This window comes from Dyella dinghuensis (genome assembly GCF_003977615.1).
Taxonomy (GTDB): Bacteria; Pseudomonadota; Gammaproteobacteria; order Xanthomonadales; family Rhodanobacteraceae; genus Dyella_B; species Dyella_B dinghuensis.
This window is the reverse complement of record NZ_RYZR01000005.1, coordinates 244,384-263,839: the sequence shown is the minus strand read 5'-3', so window position 1 is coordinate 263,839 and position 19,456 is coordinate 244,384. Positions and strand designations below refer to the sequence as shown.

Sequence of the window (19,456 nt, the reverse complement as noted above, 5' to 3'; positions counted from 1 at the left end):
GACGCTGATAGGGGACACTGATAGAATCGGCGACTTTATATTTCTGTGTTGCCGATGCGAACCTTCCTCGTCGTGGCACTCGGTCTGACCTGTGCCCTGCAAGCGCTTGCTGCCGATATGCCGCCCAAACCGGTGCGGCTGGGCTTGTGCGCGGCATGCCACGGCGAAACGGGCATGGCGCAGATTCCGGGCGCGCCGAATCTGGCGGGCCAGAAACTGGATTACCTGCGCAAGGCACTGAAGGATTACCGCGACGGCAGCCGCGATGTGCCGTTGATGCGCGCGGCCATCGGTCCGGTCAGCGACGCGGATCTGGATCAGCTGGCGCGCTGGTATAGCGCGCAAACACCGCCACCGCAGGCCGCCGGGCAACCATGAAATACACCTACACCATTCTGTTTGCTGCAGTAGGTTTTTTCCTGGGACGCGGGATGACCGGTGTCGTCATCGGCGCCATCATCGGTTTCGCGCTCGACAATCTGAATTTCACTCAGCGCCGCGAGGCGGCTCCGGAATCGGGCGGTTACGTCGTACCGCTTTTCCAGTTGCTGGGCGCCGTTGCGAAATCCGATGGCCGCGTTTCCGAAGCGGAAATCGCCACCGCCGAACGCATCATGACGCGCATGGGCCTGGCCAACGGCCAACGCCAGGCTGCGATCAGCGCGTTCAATACCGGCAAGCAGCCCGAGTTCGATGTCACCACGCCGATCAACGCGTTGCGCCAGTGGGCGGGCTTGCGTCGCGATCATGCCTTTCCATTGCTGGACGTGGTGATCGAGACCGTGCTTGCGGAAGGCTCGCCGTCGCCGGAGAAAATGTCGATCCTTCGCCAACTCGCGTTCGCGCTGCGCATCAGCGACATGGAGCTGATGGCGTTGATGGCCATGAAGGGCTACGTGTGGCAGGGCGCTGGCGCGCGTGGCCAGGGCTACGGTACCGGACACGGCAATAACGGTTACGTGCCGCCGCAGCGCAATGCGCAGGGCCCCGACCCGTACACCGTGCTGGGTATTGCGCGCGATGCGGATGATCGCGCGATCAAACGCGCCTATCGCAAGCTGATTTCCGAACATCACCCGGACCGCCTCGGCGACCTGCCGGAAGACATGCGTAAGCGCGCCGAGTCGCGCGCCAGCGAGATCAACGCCGCCTACGAGCGCATCAAGGCCGAGCGCGGCTTCAAATAGACCGGGCCAAAGCGTCGCCGCGGGCGACGTGGCAAAATGACACGCCTGCCGCGCCGCATTTTGCGCCGCCACGCCTTTTTCTTTCGCAAGGTCTTCCCATGAGCAAGCAGTCGCCCATCATCGCCCCGTCCATCCTTTCCGCCGATTTCGCGCGACTGGGCGAAGACACCGCCAAGGTGCTCGCCGCTGGTGGCGACTGGGTGCACTACGACGTGATGGACAACCACTACGTCCCCAATCTCACGATGGGGCCGATGGTGCTCAAGGCCTTGCGCAATTACGGCATCACTGCGCCGATCGACGTGCACCTGATGGTGAAGCCGGTGGATCAAATCGTTCCGGATTTTGCCAAGGCCGGGGCCAGCCGCATCAGCTTCCATCCCGAGGCTACCGAGCATGTGGACCGCACGATCGGCCTGATCAAGGACTCCGGCTGCAAGGTCGGCCTGGTGTTTAACCCGGCGACGCCGCTCAACTGGCTCGATTACGTGCTCGACAAGCTCGATCTCGTACTGATCATGTCGGTGAACCCAGGCTTCGGCGGCCAGAAGTTCATTCCCGAGGCGCTGGAGAAGCTGCGCCGCGTGCGCCGCCTGATCGACGAGAGCGGCTACGACATCCGCCTGGAAGTGGACGGCGGCGTTACCGCCGACAACATCGGCGAAATCGCCGCCGCGGGCGCCGATACCTTCGTGGCCGGTTCGGCCATCTTCAATGCGCCGGACTACCAGGCCGTCATCGCGAAGATGCGCCAGGCGCTGGGCTGAGGCCAGAAAAGAAAAACCCGGCGCAGGGGGAAGTCTGCACCGGGCGGAGGGGCGTCGGAAAGACGCTAGAGGAGACACCATGGCAGGAGTGGCCTGCACGTTGCTGGTAAGGACGGGAGGCTCGGCCGCCTTATCAGCACCGGCGAGTTCCACGGCAAAATGGACTACACGCCTGCCGTAGTAAGTGACCGGGCTCCCCCCAAATGGTTCCCGGATTTCTGCAAATAATTTCGAGCCGCCAAAAAAAATCCCCTCGGGAGTGCGAGGGGATGGAACGCCGGGACAGGAATGACCGGAGAAAATGGCTCAACTGCGCCGTTTACAGAGGTTGCCAGTCGGGATCGGGCTCGCCGCATGGCGCGACCGGTGCCCGTCCTTGCGCGCCGGCCGCGCCGAAGCCGTCCACGTCGGCTTCATGAAAGTAACTCGATGACATCAGGGCAGACTCATCAGCAGGGCAAGAAGCAGCGATCCCAGCGCCAGCACCACGCGCAGTGGCTCGAAGCTGCGAAGTTCGGCATTGGGGTCGATCGAGGGGTCAGCGCGCATGCGGTTCGTTTCGTTTGGGCTTGGGGTTATCAAACACCTCGCCGCGGCGCACCTACCGGCGGCTGCGGGGCGATCGGGCGATGGAATCTGGCAGAACGCGGGCAAAGTGCCCGACCGGCTTGCGTGTCGATCACCCACACTGCACGCTGCGCGCCAACATCACGAGGAATTTTCATGGGACGCCACATCGCCATCGTCGAAGACGAACCGCTGATTCGCGCCAACTACGTCGAGGCGCTGACCCGTTTCGGCTACGACACGCGCGGTTACGGCTCGCGGCTGGAGGCCTCCAATGCGTTCGCGACGCGCCTGCCGGAACTGGTGATCATCGATATCGGTTTGGGTGACGAGCCGGAAGGCGGTTTCGATCTGTGCCGCGAGCTGCGGGCGAAGTCCGCCACGCTACCCATCATCTTCCTCACCGCGCGCGATTCGGATTTCGATGTGATCTCCGGTTTGCGTCTTGGTGCGGACGATTACCTCAGCAAAGACACGAGCCTGCATCAGCTGGCGGCACGCATCGCTGCGTTGTTCCGCCGTATCGAATCGCTGAAGGCGCCGATATCCAGCGAAACGGTGATCGGCCACGGTCCGCTCAAGCTCGAATCCGAACGTATGCGCATCACGTGGAATGATGCGGAAGTGCCGCTCACTGTGACCGAATTCTGGATGGTGCACACCTTGGTGCGCTTTCCCGGTCACGTGAAGAATCGCGATCAGCTGATGCGTGAAGCGGAGCTTGTGGTGGACGATGCGACGATCACGTCGCACATCAAGCGCATCCGCAAAAAGTTTATTGCGGTGGCGCCGGAATTCGATGCCATCGAGACGGTGCACGGTGTGGGTTACAGGTGGCGCCCGTGATGCGTATGCGCTGGGTTGTTGCGCTTTTGATGTTCGTGGCGAACGTGTCGATGGCCGCGCAGCCGTCGAACAACGTCGTGGATGCTCACGGCGTTGTAGACGGCAACGTTCCGGGCTGGGCCATCCACACTGTTTCGCCCGGCGGCTGGACCAAAGACTGCTGCACCTATGCCAGCGCCATCGGTGTGAATTACGTGCTCTATCAGGGCGATTGGACGGGCAAACCGGATCGCGTGATTGTGCTTAACGTTTGGCCGTCCAAACTGCCGTCATTGGATGTCGAGCTTCAGGATGACCGGAAGCACTACTTGCAAGTCGATCCGGCAGGCACGGTTGCCGCATACCCCGTCAAAAATCCTTCCATGGCATGCCAGGGCGTGATGTATACGGGCAGCGATCACGTCAATGACGTCGTCGTGTTCTGCGATCCCGGAAAAGCCGCAGGCATCCGTTACAGCTGGTCCATGACGGTCGGGCAGGGCGATCCGCAAAGTCAGGCTGCGCTGGATGCATTCAAGCAAGTCGTCGAACATTCCACTTACGCCAAGTTCGTTCCTGCGCCGGGCTCGACCAGCAAAGCCGCAACCCATTAAATTGCGGCTTGGAACAAGCCGGGACACCCCCGCATGAGTCTGCGCCAAAAACTGCTGCTGGTAGCGCTGTGCACGCTTGCACTGCCGGTGGCGGGTTGGCTGTATGTGCGGCAGATGGAAACGCTGCTGCGCCAGGGGCAGGAGCAGGCGCTTACGGCAACCGCGACAGCTGTCGCGCGAAGCCTCGCCGTTACCGATGCGCCGCTGCCGCAATCCGGCAAGGGCTGGTACGTGCAGCAGGCGGTGAATCCGATCACCATCGATGGCTACGGCGACGATTGGGCGCCGATGACGCCGTGGAGTCAGTCCATCGGCACGCAAGGCAAGTTGCTGCTCGCCGAAGATGACAACGGCTTCTACATGTACATCGATGTGCGCACGGCGCGCCGAACGCGTGCGGATGCCGGCGATGCCAATGCCATGTCCGCCGATCATCTCGTGCTCGATCTTGTGCAAGGCTCCATTCATCGCCGCTATCTGATTGCCAGCGCAGCGCCCGGTGCGTTCACCGCGTTGCCGGTCGATCCCGCTGCGGGCAATTTGCCGGACAGAATCGTCGGTCAATGGCAGGAAGATGGCAGCGGCTATCGCGCAGAACTGCGGTTGCCGCCGGATCTTGGATTGAGCGCGCTTGGCGTAGGCATTTACTCGGCAGCCAATGGCGGCGATCCATTGGCAACGGAAGAAAGATCGCTGTGGCGCTACTCGCCGGATCTGGCGCAGGAACTTGTTCGGCTGGCACCTGATGACACGCGTGCGCGTCTTATGACACCGTCCGGTTGGTTGCTTGCACAAAGCGGTCGTCTGACGACATCCGGCCCGCAACCGCCGTGGTTGTCGTCGCTGATCTATCGCTCGCTGCTAGCCAATCCGCTGGAAGATGCCGAGTCGTGGACCGAAGATGCGCCGCGTCTGGACCTTCCTGAAGTGCAAAGTGCCAGCCGTGGTGAACCGGCCACGGTGTGGCGACAGGGCGAAGAGCGCGACAGCGTGGTGCTGGCGACGGCGGTTCCCATCGAGCGCGATCATGAAGTGGTCAGCGTGCTGCTGTTGGAACAAGCCAGCCGAGCGGTTCCCTTGCTCGCCAACCGCGCCTTCCTGAGTCTGCTGCTGACCAGCTTTGGCGTGATGCTTGTTGCTGGCGCCATTCTGTTGCTGTTTGCCACGCGCCTCAGTCTTCGTCTTGGCCGTTTGCGCGATGCCGTCGAACGCGCCCAAATCAACGACGGCCGTCTGGATGGCCAGTTCTTTGAGGGCCAATTCCCGATGGCCGAATCGGAAGATGAAATCGGCGACCTGGCACGCAGCTTCCAACGCTTGTTCGAGGCTGTGGGTGGTTACACCGATTACTTGCGCACGCTTGCTTCCAAGTTGTCGCATGAACTCAACACGCCTTTGGCGATCGTGAAGTCGTCGCTGGATAACCTCGAACACGCTGAACTCTCCGACGAAGCGCAGCCTTATCTCGCGCGTGCTCGCGATGGCGTTGCGCGCCTTGGACAGCTTGTTCGCGCGATGAGCGAAGCGAGCCGAATGGAACGCGCCATCGCGGCGGCCGAGCCAGAAGATGTCGATCTGGTCGAAGTGGTGGACGGTTGCGCGGAAGCGTATCGGCCGCTTGCGGGCGTGCGTCACCTGGATTGCGTGCTGCCCGATCAACCGGTGCATTTGCACGGCGCGCCGGAGTTGATCGCCCAGGCACTGGATAAACTCTTCGACAACGCCCTGTCGTTCACGCCGCCCGATGGCTGGTTGCGTCTCAGTCTTCGTCCGATCGAAAACGGCGCGGAAATCGAACTGGCCAACCAGGGCCCGCTGTTGCCAGCCGCCATGCAGGGCCGCCTGTTCGATTCGCTGGTCAGCCTGCGCGAGAAAGCTACGCCGGGCGATGCACCCCATTTGGGCCTTGGCTTGTACGTCGTACGGCTGGTGGCCGAGCGCCACGGCGGCATCGCCTCCGCAAGAAATCTGGAAGATGGCAGTGGCGTGGCCTTTACGCTGCGCCTGCATGCGATGCCAAGGCAGCGTCTAGCCGGTTAGGCAGAGTCTGTACAATGGCCGTTCCCCCGTTTGGCCATCCGGAACCCTACGTGATTTCCCGCGACGAATTCGAGGCGCTTGTAGCCCAAGGACACACCCGCATCCCGCTGGTGCGCGAAGTGTTCTCCGATTTGGACACGCCGCTATCGGTCTATCTGAAACTGGCCGATGGTCCGTACACGTTCCTGTTCGAATCGGTGGAAGGCGGGGCGACGTGGGGCCGCTATTCGATCATCGGTCTGCCGGCCAAGCGCGTGTATCGCCTGCGGGGTCACGAGCTTGAGGTGGAAGATGCGGGCGAAGTGGTTGAACGCCGGCATCTGGACGATCCGCTGGCCGAAATCGAAAAACTTCGCGAGCACTACAACGTGCCGCGTTTGCCGCAACTGCCAGCTTTCAGCGGCGGCCTGGTGGGTTACTTCGGTTTCGAAACCATCGGCTACATCGAGCCGCGCTTGGCGCAGTGGGATCGCAAAGACGAACTCGGCACACCCGATGTGTTGTTGATGCTCGCCGAAGAAGTGGCGGTGTTCGACAACCTCAAGGGTCGCCTGTACTTGATCGTGCACGCCGATCCGTCGCAGCCGCAGGCGTACGCACAAGCGCTGCGCCGCCTCGATGCGCTGACGCATCGGCTGCGCCAAGGTGGCGCGTCGTATCCGCAGCTCACGCAATCGATCGCGCTCGACGAGAGCGATTTCAAATCCTCGTTCACGCGCGAGGAATTCGAAGCGATGGTCGAGCGGGCGAAGGAATACATTCGTGCGGGCGACATTTTCCAGGTCGTGCCATCGCAACGTTTGAGTGTTGGCTTTAACGCGCGGCCGGTGGATGTGTATCGCGCATTGCGCGCGATGAATCCGTCGCCGTACATGTATTTCGTGGATCTTGGCGATACGCAGATCGTCGGTTCGTCGCCGGAAATTCTGGCGCGCATGAAGGACGGCAAAGTCCTGGTGCGTCCGCTCGCCGGCACGCGCAAGCGCGGCGCGACAGACGAAGAAGACCGCGCACTTGAAGCCGAGTTACTGGCCGATCCGAAGGAACGGGCCGAGCACGTCATGCTGATCGATCTCGGTCGCAACGACATCGGCCGCATCAGTGAAACCGGTACGGTGGAAGTCAGCGAGTCGTTCGTCGTCGAACGTTACTCGCACGTCATGCATATCGTGTCGCAGGTGCAGGGCACCGCAAAGCCGAACCTCAGCTACATGGACGTACTCAAGGCGACATTCCCGGCTGGTACGTTGAGCGGTGCGCCAAAAATCCGCGCCATCGAAATCATCCAGGAGCTGGAACCGTACAAGCGCAATATCTACGCCGGTGCGATCGGCTGGATCGGCTGGTGGGGCGATGCGGACACCGCCATCGCCATTCGCACGGCGGTCATTCAAGGCGGCCGTCTGCATGTGCAGGCGGGTGCGGGCATCGTGTACGACTCCGATCCTGCGTCGGAGTGGGAAGAAACGATGAACAAGGGCCGCGCGCTGTTCCGTGCGGTCGCGCAGGCTGCCAAGGGATTGTGAGTCATGCCAGACATCGTGCGCCGTGCTAGTCATCTTGTTGTGTTGACGATGCTGATCGCCGCGTGGTCGTTGTCGGCGCGCCAATCGTCGCAAGGCTGGCCCGATACGCTGCTTAGCCGCACACAGGCTTTGGCCGAATTGCAGACGTTGAATGCGCAATTGCTAAGCCACCCGAGTGCAACGCTGACACTGGAGCAATGGTGCGGCGCGCATCACCTCGCGCCGGAGGCGAAGATCGTTGCGCAGCGCGTGCATGGCGCCGACAAACCGTTACCTGATGGTGCGCGAGCGTTGCTCGGCATCGGTCCGGACGAACAGGTGCGCTACCGCCGCGTGGCGTTGAGTTGCGGTGACGTGGTGTTGTCGGACGCAGATAACTGGTATGTGCCTTCGCGCCTCACGCCGGAGATGAATCGGCAACTCGATACGTCCGATGTGCCGTTTGGCAAAGTCGTTCAACCGTTGCACTTCCGTCGCCAGACGCTTGCAGCAGATTTGCTGTGGTCACCGTTGCCGGCGGGTTGGGACAGCGGTACCCCGTTGCCGCCAGCTAGTCAGCAATCGCTGACGATTCCCGATCACGTGTTGCAGCATCGCGCGGTGCTGTACACCGGCGACAATCAGCCTTTCAGTCTTGTCATCGAAAGCTATACGCGACAAGTTCTGGCGCGCCCTTAAAACATGGGTGCGCGGCTATAGAGTTTTCAGCACATAAGGAACGTCATGCAGCGTGGCGTGTTGTACGGATTACTGGCTGGCGCGATGTGGGGCATGGTGTTTCTGGTGCCGCGCCTGCTCGGCGATTTTTCGCCCGTGCTGTTGAGCGCGGGACGTTACGTGATGTACGGCATCGTTTCCTCGCTTGCGTTGTTGCCGACCGCGCGCAGCGTGATCGCTCGACTTACTCGCGATGATTTCTTTGCACTGCTGCGCTTCGCGCTGGTGGGCAATCTGCTGTATTACGTGCTGCTCGGTTTTGCCGTGCATGAGGTCGGCGTAGCAGCCACTTCACTCATCATCGGCGTGTTACCCGTTTCCGTGACATTGATCGGCCATGGCGATCATGGTTCGGTGCCATTGTCGCGACTGGCATGGCCGCTGTTGATGGTGTTGGCTGGTATCGCCTGCATCAATGCGGATGTATTCAGCGCGAACAGCGGACCGCACGCCAGCGTTCTCAGCCGCTGCATCGGCATGGCCTGCGCGACGGGCGCATTGGCTTGCTGGACGTGGTACGCGGTGCAGAACGCGCGTTACCTGCGCCGCACCGCCCATTTCTCCGGCAACGAATGGGCCATGTTATGGGGCGCCGTGACGGGTTTGCTTGGCCTGTTGCTGTGGCTACTGGTCCTGCTGCTGCCTGCGGGCTGGGTGCAGGAGGCCCTTCCTCCCGCGCGCTGGCAAGTGTTCTGGCTGGTCAATCTGCTGCTGGCGATCGGCGCTTCCTGGCTGGGCAACGCCCTGTGGAATGCCGCTTCCCGCCGCTTGCCGCTGACCCTGGCCGGCCAGTTGCTGGTATTCGAAACGCTGTTCGCGCTGCTTTATGCGTTCATCTATGACCATCGCTGGCCGCGGCCGCTGGAAATTGCGGCCATCGTGCTGCTGGTGGCCGGCGTGAGCTGGTCGGTGTGGCGGCATGCCGAACCGACCCCGGCACCCGCCCTCTGAGTGCCGGGAGTCATCGTCCACACCGCCCGTGTTCGATGGATAATGGCTGTCCCGTATCGCATCCCCTGCCGGAATCCCGCCCGTGCTCCTGATGATCGACAACTACGACAGCTTCACCTTCAACCTCGTGCAGTACCTGGGCGAGTTGGGACAGGAGGTGAAGGTGGTGCGCAACGATGCGCTCGATATCGCCGGTATCCGCGCGCTGCGGCCGTCGCACATCATGATTTCGCCCGGGCCGGGAACGCCTGACGATGCAGGTATTTCGCTCGATGTGCTCACGCAGCTGGGTGGCGATATTCCGGTGTTCGGCGTGTGCCTTGGGCATCAGGCCATCGGTCAGGCCTTTGGCGGCAAAGTGATTCGCGCCAAGCAGATAATGCATGGCAAGACCTCGCCGGTACGCCATCGCGGGCAGGGTGTGTTTGCTGGATTGCCTGATCCGTTCGAAGCCACGCGTTATCACTCGCTGGTCGTCGAGCAATCTTCATTACCCGATTGCCTTGAAGTCACCGCGTGGACGGAGAACGCGGATGGCTCGATCGACGAGATCATGGGCCTGCGCCACAAGACGCTGGCCGTCGAAGGCGTGCAGTTTCATCCGGAGTCGATTCTGACCCAGCACGGTCACGATCTGCTGCGCAATTTCCTCGGCTTGCCGAAGAAAAAGCTCGCGGCATGACCGGGCGCGCGATTTCCATCACGCCACAGGAAGCGCTTCAGCGCACGATCGAACATCGTGAAATCTTCCACGATGAAATGATCGCGCTGATGCGCCAGATCATGAACGGCGAAGTCAGCTCGTTGATGACGGCGGCGATCATCACCGGCCTGCGCGTCAAGAAAGAAACGGTGGGCGAAATCACCGGCGCTGCGCGTGTGATGCGCGAGCTGTCGGCCAAAGTCGACGCGCCGGCGCATCCGCATTTTGTCGATATCGTCGGCACCGGCGGCGATGGTGCGTCGACCTTCAATATCTCCACCGCGTCGATGTTTGTTGCCGCGGCAGCGGGCGCGCGTATCGCCAAGCATGGCGGTCGCAGCGTGTCGTCCAAATCGGGCAGCGCCGATGTGCTTGAAGCACTCGGTGCGCGCATCGATCTTTCACCGACGCAGGTGGCGCAGTGCATGACGGAGACCGACATCGGTTTCATGTATGCACCCAATCATCACCCCGCGATGAAGGTGGTTTCGCCGGTGCGCAAGGAAATGGGCGTGCGCACGTTGTTCAACATTCTTGGGCCGCTGACCAATCCGGCGGGTGCTCCGAACATCCTGATGGGTGTGTTTCACCCGGATCTGGTCGGCATCCAGGTGCGCGTGTTGCAGGCGCTCGGTTCGCAGAACGCCATGGTCGTCTGGGGCCGCGATGGCATGGACGAAATCTCGCTGGGTGCGGCCACGCTGGTGGGCGAGCTGCGCAACGGCGAGGTGCATGAGTACGAGATCGAGCCCGAAGATTTCGGGCTGGCCATGGCATCCAGCCGCAATTTGCGTGTCGACAGCGTGGAAGGTTCGAAGACCATGCTGCTGGAAGCACTCGAAGATCGCCATGGCGTGCCACACGACATCGTGTGCCTGAATGCCGGTGCTGCCCTCTATACCTCGGGTCTGGCGGGTTCCATTGCCAGTGGTATCGAGCTGGCCCGGGCCACCATCGCCAGTGGTGCGGCGCGTGCCAAAATGGATGAATTCGTGGCAACTACGCGGCGACTCGCGGATACTACCGAGTAAGTCCGGTGGTCGCGCCACTGTTATTTTGTTTCATCCGTTGAACGCAACCTCATGACCGATATTCTTCAACGCATCCTTGCCCGCAAAGCCGAAGAGCTCGCCGAGCGCAGCACGAAGTTGCCACTCAAAGAGCTATCCGCACGCGCGGCTGATATGCCCGATACGCGTGGTTTTGCTGCGGCCATCGAAGCGAAGATCGCCGCGGGCGAACCGGCCGTGATTGCCGAAGTGAAGAAAGCCAGTCCCAGCAAAGGCGTAATTCGGCAGGAGTTCGATCCTGCTGCGATTGCACGCAGCTACGAAATCGGCGGTGCCGCGTGCCTTTCCGTGCTCACGGACAAGGATTTTTTTCAGGGCTGTGAAGATTTTCTGCAGCAGGCTCGCGCAGCCTGTTCGCTGCCTGTCTTGCGCAAAGACTTCGTGATCGATCCCTATCAGGTGTATGAAGCCCGCGCGATTGGCGCCGATTGCATCCTGCTGATCGTTGCAGCGCTGGGCGACGCGGATTTGCTCGAACTGTCGTTGCTCGCTGCCGATCTTGATCTGGACGTGCTGTGCGAAGTGCACGACGCGGAAGAACTCGAACGCGCACAAGCCGTGCCGGTGCCGTTGATCGGCGTGAACAATCGCAATCTGCGCACCTTTGAAACCTCGCTCGAAATCACGCTGGAAATGCAGCAGCTGATCGAATACGACCGCATTCTGGTTGCCGAATCGGGTATTCACACGCCGGAACATGTCGCGCAGCTGCGCGAGGCCGGGATCAACGCCTTCCTGATCGGCGAAGCATTTATGCGCGCAGCCGATCCCGGGCAGGAATTGAAGCGACTTTTCGATACGCACTGATCATGGCGACAGGGGACATGACAAACGCGCCGGAGTCTTCCGGTGCCGACGCGAGCGCGTCACGCACGGTGCTGTTCGATTTCGACGGCGTGCTGTTTCATGGCGATTCGTTCGCGATGTTCATGCGTCATCGCTACAAGCAATCGCTGTTGAGCAAAATCCTGGCGTTGCTGACGATGCCGTGGTGGTTGCTTTGCGGTGTGTTCTCACGCTGGTGGGCGGCGCGTGTGCTGGTCCATGTTGCGCTTTTCGGAATGAGTCAGAAGCGTTATCAGGAAACGGTGGATGCGTTCGCCGATCACATCGTGCGGCGCCCGCGGCAGTTTTATCGCGATGGCTTGCACGCATTGCGCCGACACGTTGCCGATGGCGATGAAGTCTTTGTCGTGACGGGTTGTGAGCAGATGCTTGCCACGCGTTTGCTCTCGCAACTGGGCTTGCCCGAGGTCGGCGTGATCGGATCGCAAATCAAGCCGGGCTGGTCGGGCATGCGCGTGAAAGTGCACAACGTCGGACGTCGCAAGGTGCAAAGCCTTGCCGCGAAGGGCGTGAAAACGTGGCGTGTCGCCTACGGCGATTCCATGCTCGATGCGGCGATGCTCAAACAGGCGCATGAGCCCGTGCTGGTGAACGGCACGCCCAAGCTGTGCAAGCGCGTGGAGAAGGCACTCGGCCGCTCGGTAGCGCGCGTCGCCTGGTACTGATTCCCTTCATTTGGCCACTTGCGAGCCACGCCAGACGGAGATACGTTAGTACTTACGTATCTCGCACATGATCCGGCTATGTACATCGCATCCTTGGGAAAACTGGCCTTGGGCAGCCGCCTGAAGGCGTTGAGCGATCAGTTCTACGGCGCAGCGGATGAGGTCTATCAGGCTCGCGGCGCCCGCATCGAATCGCGCTGGCTCCCGGTTTTGCGTTACCTGTGGGATGTGGGGCCGCGCTCGGTCACGGAAGTCGCCGAGGCGATCGGCCAAACCCATTCGGCGGTCAGCCAGCTCACCGACAAGCTGGTTCGCGCCGGCATGGTGAAACGCGGACGCGATGCGAAGGATGGGCGTCGCTCCGTGCTTGCCCTCACCGACAAGGCCAATCACGCGTTGGGCGAACTCGGGCCGATCTGGTGCGCCGTGCGGCAGGGCGTCACAGCGTCGTTGGGCGAGCATGCCACGCAGTTGCTCGAGGCCATCGCGGCGTGCGAGCGCGCCTTGCAGGAGCGTCCCGTCGCCGAAGCCATTCTGGCCGAGCACGCCGCGCTGCTGGCCACGCCGCTGGAAATCGTGCCTTACGCGCCCCAATGGCGCGAACATTTCTATCGCCTGAACGCGGCGTGGTTGGAACGCTATTTCCACATCGAGGATATCGACCGTGCGGTGCTCAGCGATCCGGAGCACTACATCCTCGAACCGGGCGGGGCGATTTTCTTCGCGCGGCTGGGTAACGAAATCATTGGCACGTGTGCGCTGCTGCAGGAATCGCCCGGCGTGTTCGAGCTGACCAAGATGGGTGTGGACGAAACGTTCCGAGGCCTGGGTGCGGGAAAGCGTCTGCTTGAGGCAGCCATCGCCGAGTTTCACCGTCGCGGTGGCGTCACGTTGTTCCTCGAGTCCAACAGCGCGCTGAAGCCCGCGCTGGGCATGTATGAAAAAGCAGGATTCCGCTTCCAGCCGGCCATCCGTCCGGGCTCGCATTACGAGCGCGCGGACGTTTACATGATCTACGAGAAGCCAGCGTCATAACTCCCTCTCCCCTGTGGGGAGAGGGTTGGGGTGAGGGGCCAATCTTGCTTCGCGCCTACCTGGAGCGCGGCTGTTATAACCGGTGAGGCAAGCGTGTCCCCTCACCTCAGTCCTCTTCCTCGCTCCTCAGAGCGGGGCCATCCATGGCCCCTCCCCGCGTCCCGAAGGGGAGAGGAGGCAAGGGGCTCAGCGCGTGCCGCGCACGACAATGGTCTTGCCGGACACTTCGATCATGCCTTGCTCTTCCAACTGCTTGAGCACGCGGCCGACCATCTCGCGCGAGCAACCGACGATGCGGCTGACTTCCTGACGCGAGATGCGGATCTGCGTACCGGCCGGGTGGCTCATCGCATCCGGTTCCTGGCAGAGATCGAGCAGGGTGCGCGAGATGCGATTGGTGACGTCCATGAAGGCCATGCGGCTGACCTGGCGGGACGTACGCAGCAAACGATGGGTGAGTTGGGCACCAATGGCGAACAGAATCTTCGGGCATTCATCGCGCAGCGGGCCTTCCATCAGCTGGAACAGGCGCTCATAGCTGATTTCGGCCATTTCGCAAGGGCTGCGGGTACGCACCATCGATTCGCGCTGGGCCTGCTCCACGAACAGCCCCATCTCACCGATGAACTGTCCGCGGCTGATGTAGGCCAGGATCAGTTCGCGGCCCTGTTCGTCTTCCGTACAGACGGCCAGAGAGCCTTCAATGACGTAATACAGGGTGTTGGCGGGGTCGCCCGGGCGGATGATGGCCGTTTTGCCCGGATACCGGCGGCGGTGGCACATCCCCAGAAAACGCTCCATGGCGGCGGGGTCTGGCGCAAAACCGAGAGGAGCCTGTGACTTTTCGAACGCTTGTTGTAGTTGATATTTCAGCTGCACCACAGAATTTTCCCCAAGCTGAGAGTTCCAAGAGCCGCCCCATCCAGCGGCAAAAAGGCTTACGTCCCTGAACAACCTTTGCATTATGGCAAAGTCGAAGCGAACCCCGTAGGTTCAGTTTTGCTCCGATATGCCGCATACTTCGCAGTCTTCCGGATGGTGGCAGCTGCCATCGTTCGTACACAAGAGGCGTGCAGGATAAGGGTCCAGCATGCTTTTCTAATCAGCGGGGACCCTTGTAGCTAACCCGCCTCACCTGTCGGCCGTGACCCGGCCATGGAGTGTCGCCGTGGTGAAACCCCTCCCGCGCCTGCGTCTGCAGGGCTTCAACAACCTGACCAAGGCCCTGAGCTTCAATATTTACGACATCTGCTATGCGGTGTCCGAAGACCAGCGCCAGCGTTACATCGAGTACATCGACGAGCAGTACGACGCCGATCGTCTCACGCAGATCCTTACCGACGTGGCCGAGATCATCGGCGCGAACATCCTCAACGTGGCCCGTCAGGACTACGACCCGCAGGGTGCGTCGGTCACCATCCTCATTTCCGAGGAGCCGGTGGTGGAGAAGCTGGGCCGCGACACGATCTCCGATGCCGTGGTGGCGCATATGGACAAGAGCCATATCACCGTCCACACGTATCCGGAAACGCATCCGCACAACGGCATCGCGACCTTCCGTGCGGACATCGACGTGGCGACCTGCGGTGTGATCTCCCCGCTGAAAGCCCTGAATTACCTGATCGACAGTTTCGAGTCCGACATCGTGGTGTGCGATTACCGCGTGCGCGGTTTCACGCGCGACGTGCGGGGCAAGAAGCACTTCATCGATCACAAGATCAACTCGGTGCAGGATTATCTGGCGCGCCACATTCGTCAGAAGTACGAGATGTTCGATGTGAACGTGTATCAGGAAAATATCTTCCACACCAAGATGCACATCAAGGACTTCGACCTCGATACGTATCTGTTCGAGGCGCATGCGGACGATCTGTCGTTCAAGGAACGTCAGCGCATCGAGTCGCTGCTTCGCCGTGAGATTGAAGAGCTCTTCCACGGACGTAACCTGATGTAACGAAAACCCGCCGAAAGGCGGGTTTTTTCTTGTTGTCTGTTGGACAGAGAGCGAGCCGCGATTTATTGAGGCGGCAATTCGTCTGGCCTCAACCCTTTCAAGCATCTCACCGTCATTCCGGCGAAGGCCGGAATCCAGTGTCTTCAGTGTTGAATCGAGCCTTATCGCCAGATACCTACGCTGCAAAGCGAGCGTCCCAACCATGAGGTATCAAATCAGCGATAACGCCACTGGATTCCGGCCTTCGCCGGAATGACGTCGGGCTTCGACATTGCCTCAATGTTTCTCTAGCGATAGATAAACCACATGCCACATCAAACGCGATACGCCACCGTCTTCATCACCATCGACGTGGTGTGCATCAACTGCGGAATGGGAAACGGCAGCGCAATGCCCCCACGTTGACGCGCATTCTGCGCGTGCTGCACTTCATCGGTTTGCATCTGCTGAAGTACGGCTCGTGACCGTTCGTCTTGCGCAGGAAGCCTGTCGATGTGCTCCGCAAGATGCGCTTCCACCTGCTTTTCCGTTTCCACGACGAAACCGAGACTGATCGAATCACCAGCAAGCGCTGCCAGCGCACCAATCGCATAGCTGCCCGCATACCACAGTGGGTTGAGCAGGCTCGGACGGCTTTCGAGTTCGGACAGACGCTCGTTGCACCACGCAAGATGATCGGTTTCTTCGGCCGCGGCGTGAAGCAGGTGCACGCGATTTTCTTCCTTGTGCGCAAGCGCGGCCTGCCCGTCGTATAGCGCCTGCGCGCATACCTCACCCGTGTGATTAATGCGCATCAGGCCCGCAGCGTGACGGCGCTGGCTGTCATCCATCTCGGCTTCTGCAATGCCATGTGCCGGTGACACACGATTGGCCTCCGGCGAGCCGGCCACGGTTTCCAGGGCGCGCTCAACACCTGCGAGCAAGCGGTCAAGCGGTGTAAGCGTGCGTACATGGCGCGTGGGGTTCATCGGATGTCCAGTTGCTGTGCCAGCAACGTTAGCGGATGCAGGGTCGGTAATGTCGATGCATGTTCGGCCAATCCTGCAGCCAGATGAAGTCGACAACCTATATTGGACGACAGAATCAGTTGCGCATCCAGCGTGTTGATGTGTGCGATGACATCGTCACGCAAACGTTCCGCGCGATCCGGGAACTGCAGCACATGCGAACCGGCGGCGCCACAGCAATACGGCGGTGTGGATAAGCGCTTGAGTTCCAGATTCGGGATGCGTTTCAGCAATTGCACAAGCGCGGCATCGCTACGCGCGACATTCGCTTGCGTGCATGGGACGTGCAGCGCAACGCACAACGCCAAAGGCCGGAATGACAGCCGATCGGAGTGTTCGGCGAGCAGTGCATAGGGATCGCCGACCCGAACCCCGGGCAATGCGCGCCGCAAGGTACTGAGGCAACCCGGCGTGATCGTTATCAGATGATCGGCCTGGGCGCCGCTCCAGGCGCGTTGCACCTTGTCGGACGCTTTATCGGCATCCGCGGTGGCACCATCGTGCAAATCCAGTGCACCACAGCAGAAGGCGGGAAGGCGTGTAACGCGATAACCCACGGCGCGAAGCAGCGATTCCGCAGCACGTTCCGCCTCGGCATCCTGCACGCTGGCGGTGCAGCCTGGAAATAAGGCGACCGCTCCCAAATCGGGTTCGCGTTGGGAAATCGAGTTCACTGCCGATAATTTGGATCCGCGTGGCAGTAAGGACAATGCGGCGCGCCAGGACGGCGCCGTCTTTCCTCCCAGGATGGCGGGAACCCATCGCGCAGCGCCGGTCCATCGGACCAGCCGTTGCAGCCATCGATTCAGTTTTGGCCGTTTGACCACCCCCAGCAATAGGGCGGGGCGATCCGGTGCGGGGCCGAGCAAGCCTCGCGTCTCGACCAATAGCTCCTCATAATGAACGCCGGCGGGGCAGACCCGCTGGCAATTCAGGCAGCCCAGGCAGTGGTCGATCGGCTCGCGCAGGGCCGTGGTAACCGAAACCTGTCCCCGGGCCAATGCAGCGGCCAGCGCGATCCGCCCGCGCGGCGATTCAGCTTCGTTGCCGTCCAGGCCATACGTGGGGCAAACGGGCAGGCACAGGCCGCATTGCACACACTGGTCGGCCAGCACGGCAATGCGGTGTTGGGGCTTCTCAAGAGGCATATCAATCATGCTATCATTGCTGACTCGCAGCCCCTCGTGGGCTTGCGCGACAGATGAGAGCTTCGCTATCATCTCGCGCCTTTGTTCCATCGATTCCGCTTACCGCCCATGTGGCGGCAGACAGGTATTCCGAAATGAAAACGTTCAGCGCCAAGCCGGAAAGCGTCAAGCGCGACTGGTACGTGGTTGATGCCACGGACAAGACTCTCGGTCGTCTCTCGACTGAGATCGCGAGTCGTCTACGCGGCAAGCATAAGCCCGAGTTCACCCCTCACGTCGACACCGGCGACTACATCGTCGTGATCAACGCGGAGAAGGTGGCTGTCACCGGCGCCAAGCTGGACGACAAGAAGTACCACCGTTTCACCGGCTACGTCGGCAACCTCAAGACCACCAGTCTGAAAGACCTGCTGGCCACCCATCCCGAGCGCGTCATCGAGATCGCCGTGAAGGGCATGCTGCCGAAGAACCCGCTGGGCCGCGCCATGTACCGCAAGCTCAAGGTCTATGGCGGCGCAGAACATCCGCATACCGCACAGCAGCCGCAGGCGCTGGAAATCTAAGGAAGCATATGGCGATTCAGCAGAATTACGGCACCGGCCGCCGCAAGACCTCCGCAGCTCGCGTGTTCCTGCGCAAGGGCACCGGCGCGATCGAAGTCAACGGCAAGACCCTGGACCAGTTCTTCGGTCGCGAGACCTCGCGCATGATCGTGCGCCAGCCGCTCGAACTGACCCAGAGCACCGACAAGTTCGATATCAAGGTCACGGTCGCCGGCGGCGGCATCACCGGCCAGGCCGGCGCCATCCGCCTCGGTATCGCCCGTGCCCTGATCGAGTACGACGAAAGCCTGAAGACGCAGCTCCGCAAGGCTGGCTTCGTGACCCGAGACGCCCGTGAAGTCGAGCGTAAGAAAGTCGGTCTGCACAAAGCCCGTCGCGCGACCCAGTTCTCGAAGCGCTAATCCTCACTCGAGGCAGCGATTCGACCGTCCGGTGCACCAAGTCAGAGCGCACCGCTCGGTACGACATTGGGAGATCGTCTAACGGTAGGACAACGGACTCTGACTCCGTTTATCTAGGTTCGAATCCTAGTCTCCCAGCCAAATACAGAGGCCCGCCCAAAAGGCGGGCCTCTGTATTTGGCTGGGAGGGTCAAGGAGACGACCCACGTTCGACAAATTTGCCAGGAGCAAATTTGGACAGTGCAAAGCGCTGGCCCCGGAGCGCGTAGCGCGAAGGGGTGAGCCCCATGGATGGGGCGAACAATCCTCGCCCACATTCGCGCATTCCAAGGGCCCGCCCAAAAGGCGGGCCTCTGTATTTGGCTGGGAGGGTCAAGGAGACGACCCACGTTCGACAAATTTGCCAGGAGCAAATTTGGACAGCGCAAAGCGCTGGCCCCGGAGCGCGTAGCGCGGAGGGGTGAGCCCCATGGATGGGGCGAACAATCCTCGCCGCACCTACGTGAACCCATTCGAAAGGCTCGCCTAAAAGGTGGCCCTCTGTATCTGGCTCGGAGGGTCAAGGAGGCGAACCCCGTTAACTCGGCACGTCCCGTGCCGCGCCCTGTGGGTCGTCAGTTGAGCCGACGTTAGCTTGAGCGACTATCAAGCCAAGCACCAAAAAGTTAGCCGTATCCGACCGCAGAATCATGCGGCGAAGCATCACCGCGCTCAAAAAACGGACGGCCTAACACGCAAAAAAATCGCGCGAATCTCCGCCTCACCAAAATTTTGAGAAAGACGCCTGAGTGAAACCGCTTACTACTCTGCGTCGCGCTTCTCACGAGAAAATTTCCTAACAACATAAGCACCGAAAATATGTAGGAATTT

The 19,456-nt window shown here is 61.1% G+C and carries 20 protein-coding genes and 1 tRNA gene; 18 read left to right on the top strand and 3 right to left on the bottom strand.

Going from position 1 to position 19,456, the window contains the following annotated elements; genetic code table 11:
* Positions 1-54 precede the first annotated feature (54 nt).
* The 14 genes from EKH79_RS08780 (at position 55) to EKH79_RS08715 (ending at position 13,513) form a co-directional block, all read left to right on the top strand.
* On the top strand, positions 55-378 hold the full coding sequence (locus EKH79_RS08780; protein ID WP_126673418.1) for a c-type cytochrome: 324 nt from the start codon (positions 55-57) through the stop codon (positions 376-378).
* Positions 375-1,187: a co-chaperone DjlA gene (gene djlA, locus EKH79_RS08775; protein ID WP_126673417.1), complete on the top strand. Its 813-nt coding sequence runs from the start codon at positions 375-377 to the stop codon at positions 1,185-1,187. The genes EKH79_RS08780 and djlA overlap by 4 nt, the downstream gene beginning before the upstream one ends.
* 98 nt (positions 1,188-1,285) lie before the next feature.
* Positions 1,286-1,954, top strand: a complete 669-nt coding sequence (rpe, locus tag EKH79_RS08770) for a ribulose-phosphate 3-epimerase (protein WP_126673416.1) — start codon at positions 1,286-1,288, stop codon at positions 1,952-1,954.
* A 723-nt stretch (positions 1,955-2,677) separates the two neighbouring features.
* Entirely contained in the window at positions 2,678-3,367 is a 690-nt protein-coding gene (gene pdsR / locus EKH79_RS08765; RefSeq protein WP_126673415.1) for a proteobacterial dedicated sortase system response regulator, read from the top strand.
* Positions 3,367-3,960, top strand: coding sequence for a hypothetical protein (locus EKH79_RS08760; protein WP_126673854.1), 594 nt, complete (start codon positions 3,367-3,369; stop codon positions 3,958-3,960). Before pdsR ends, EKH79_RS08760 begins: the two co-directional genes overlap by 1 nt.
* A 33-nt stretch (positions 3,961-3,993) precedes the next feature.
* Complete coding sequence (locus tag EKH79_RS08755; RefSeq protein WP_126673414.1) at positions 3,994-6,000, top strand: ATP-binding protein; 2,007 nt, start codon at positions 3,994-3,996, stop codon at positions 5,998-6,000.
* Positions 6,001-6,050: 50 nt separating this feature from the next.
* Positions 6,051-7,526: an anthranilate synthase component I gene (gene trpE, locus EKH79_RS08750; protein ID WP_126673413.1), complete on the top strand. Its 1,476-nt coding sequence runs from the start codon at positions 6,051-6,053 to the stop codon at positions 7,524-7,526.
* Between the two features lie 3 nt (positions 7,527-7,529).
* A complete protein-coding gene (locus EKH79_RS08745) occupies positions 7,530-8,204 on the top strand; it encodes a hypothetical protein (protein ID WP_126673412.1) in 675 nt (224 codons plus the stop codon).
* A gap of 33 nt (positions 8,205-8,237) precedes the next feature.
* Positions 8,238-9,194: a DMT family transporter gene (locus EKH79_RS08740; protein WP_425478494.1), complete on the top strand. Its 957-nt coding sequence runs from the start codon at positions 8,238-8,240 to the stop codon at positions 9,192-9,194.
* 82 nt (positions 9,195-9,276) lie between these two features.
* The gene (locus EKH79_RS08735) at positions 9,277-9,876 is read left to right on the top strand and encodes an anthranilate synthase component II (RefSeq protein WP_126673410.1); all 600 of its coding nucleotides are present in this window, start codon (positions 9,277-9,279) and stop codon (positions 9,874-9,876) included.
* Positions 9,873-10,928: an anthranilate phosphoribosyltransferase gene (gene trpD, locus EKH79_RS08730; RefSeq protein ID WP_126673409.1), complete on the top strand. Its 1,056-nt coding sequence runs from the start codon at positions 9,873-9,875 to the stop codon at positions 10,926-10,928. The genes EKH79_RS08735 and trpD overlap by 4 nt, the downstream gene beginning before the upstream one ends.
* A 51-nt stretch (positions 10,929-10,979) precedes the next feature.
* A complete protein-coding gene (gene trpC, locus EKH79_RS08725) occupies positions 10,980-11,774 on the top strand; it encodes an indole-3-glycerol phosphate synthase TrpC (protein WP_126673408.1) in 795 nt (264 codons plus the stop codon).
* A gap of 17 nt (positions 11,775-11,791) precedes the next feature.
* Positions 11,792-12,478, top strand: coding sequence for an HAD family hydrolase (locus EKH79_RS08720; protein WP_233590248.1), 687 nt, complete (start codon positions 11,792-11,794; stop codon positions 12,476-12,478).
* A gap of 78 nt (positions 12,479-12,556) precedes the next feature.
* On the top strand, positions 12,557-13,513 hold the full coding sequence (locus tag EKH79_RS08715) for a bifunctional helix-turn-helix transcriptional regulator/GNAT family N-acetyltransferase (RefSeq protein WP_126673406.1): 957 nt from the start codon (positions 12,557-12,559) through the stop codon (positions 13,511-13,513).
* A gap of 186 nt (positions 13,514-13,699) precedes the next feature.
* Here the strand turns inward: EKH79_RS08715 and crp are convergent, their stop codons facing one another.
* On the bottom strand, positions 13,700-14,395 hold the full coding sequence (crp, locus tag EKH79_RS08710; RefSeq protein WP_126673405.1) for a cAMP-activated global transcriptional regulator CRP: 696 nt from the start codon (positions 14,393-14,395) through the stop codon (positions 13,700-13,702).
* Positions 14,396-14,681: 286 nt separating this feature from the next.
* Here crp and speD point away from each other — a divergent pair, with 286 nt between their 5' ends.
* The gene (gene speD / locus EKH79_RS08705) at positions 14,682-15,467 is read left to right on the top strand and encodes an adenosylmethionine decarboxylase (protein WP_126673404.1); all 786 of its coding nucleotides are present in this window, start codon (positions 14,682-14,684) and stop codon (positions 15,465-15,467) included.
* A 314-nt stretch (positions 15,468-15,781) separates the two neighbouring features.
* Here the strand turns inward: speD and coq7 are convergent, their stop codons facing one another.
* Both coq7 and EKH79_RS08695 read right to left on the bottom strand, forming a co-directional pair.
* Positions 15,782-16,435, bottom strand: coding sequence for a 2-polyprenyl-3-methyl-6-methoxy-1,4-benzoquinone monooxygenase (coq7, locus tag EKH79_RS08700; RefSeq protein WP_126673403.1), 654 nt, complete (start codon positions 16,433-16,435; stop codon positions 15,782-15,784).
* Positions 16,432-17,631 (bottom strand): (Fe-S)-binding protein, encoded by a 1,200-nt coding sequence (locus EKH79_RS08695; RefSeq protein ID WP_126673402.1) that lies wholly within the window; start codon positions 17,629-17,631, stop codon positions 16,432-16,434. The genes coq7 and EKH79_RS08695 overlap by 4 nt, the downstream gene beginning before the upstream one ends.
* A 125-nt stretch (positions 17,632-17,756) precedes the next feature.
* On the opposite strand from EKH79_RS08695, the gene rplM reads away from it, so the two are divergent.
* From rplM to EKH79_RS08680, 3 genes are all read left to right on the top strand, one after another.
* Positions 17,757-18,185, top strand: a complete 429-nt coding sequence (gene rplM / locus EKH79_RS08690; RefSeq protein WP_126673401.1) for a 50S ribosomal protein L13 — start codon at positions 17,757-17,759, stop codon at positions 18,183-18,185.
* An 8-nt stretch (positions 18,186-18,193) separates the two neighbouring features.
* A complete protein-coding gene (gene rpsI / locus EKH79_RS08685) occupies positions 18,194-18,586 on the top strand; it encodes a 30S ribosomal protein S9 (protein ID WP_126673400.1) in 393 nt (130 codons plus the stop codon).
* Positions 18,587-18,653: 67 nt separating this feature from the next.
* Positions 18,654-18,727, top strand: a tRNA-Gln gene (locus EKH79_RS08680).
* Positions 18,728-19,456: the final 729 nt, after the last annotated feature.